At 73.4% G+C, this 1,200-nt stretch carries 1 protein-coding gene; it reads left to right on the top strand.

Going from position 1 to position 1,200, the window contains the following annotated elements; translation table 11 throughout:
- Positions 1–1,200, top strand: a 1,200-nt coding sequence (locus tag ACWGH4_RS35240) for an acyltransferase domain-containing protein (RefSeq protein WP_453467996.1), incomplete at both ends; no start/stop codon positions are given.

Raw genomic sequence — 1,200 nt, 5'->3', positions numbered from 1 at the left:
GCTCAAGCGTCTGTCGGCCGCCGAACGCGACGGCGACCGCGTCCTCGCCGTGATCCGCGGCTCCGCCGTCAACCAGGACGGCGCCAGCAACGGCCTGACCGCCCCCAACGGACCCTCCCAGCAGCGCGTCATCCGCGACGCCCTGGCCGCCGCCCGCCTCACCCCCGCCGACATCGACGCGATCGAGGCCCACGGCACCGGCACCTCGCTGGGCGACCCCATCGAAGCGGGCGCTCTCGCCGAAGTCTTCGGCACACGCCAGGTGTTCCTCGGATCCTCGAAATCCAACATCGGCCACACCCAGGCCGCCGCCGGCGTCGTCGGCGTCATGAAAATGGTCCTCGCCCTCCAGCACGAGACACTGCCCCGCACCCTGCACGCCGACGAACCCAGCCCCCACATCGACTGGGACACCAGCGGCCTGACACTCCTTCAGCAGCCGCAGCCCTGGACCAAGAGCGAGCGCACCCGCCGCGCCGGCGTCTCCTCCTTCGGCCTGAGCGGCACCAACGCCCACGTCGTCATCGAAGAAGCACCCACCCCCGCCACGACGGTCGAGCCCTCGGCACCCGCGCCCTCGCCCGTGGTGCTGTCCGGCACGAGCCGGGCGGCGCTGCGCGAGCAGGCCGGACGCTGGGCCGACTGGCTGGCCGCCCACCCCGACACGCCCCTGCGGGACATCGCCGCCACCGCCGCCACCGCCCGCACCCACTTCACCGAACGCGCGGGCGTCGTCGCCGACGACACGACCGCCCTCGCCCACGCCCTGCGGACCCTCGCCGACGGCCTGCCCCACCCGGACGTCGCCGAAGGCTCGGCGGGGGAGCGGGGCCAGGTCGTGTTCGTCTTCCCCGGCCAGGGCAGCGAGTGGGCCGGAATGGGGCGCGAACTGCTGGATCAGTCGCAGGCGTTCGCCGACGCGGTGCGTGAGTGCGATGAGGCGCTGGCGCCGTATCTGGACCGTTCGGTGGAAGGCCTGCTGCGGGAAGGGTCCGTGGAGGAGTGGTCGCGGCTGGATGTGCTGCAGCCGGTGATGTTCACGGTGTATGTGGCGCTGGCGGCGGTGTGGCGGTCGCTGGGTGTGGAGCCGGCCGCGGTGGTGGGTCATTCGCAGGGTGAGGTGGCGGCCGCGGTGGTGGCCGGTGCGCTGTCCGTCGAGGACGGTGCGCGGGTGATCGGTGTGCGCAGCGCCGCGCTGCA

The organism is Streptomyces sp. NPDC054847 (assembly GCF_053610925.1).
The sequence above is the reverse complement of the archived record's forward strand: the minus strand, read 5'-3'. Positions and strand labels throughout refer to the sequence as shown.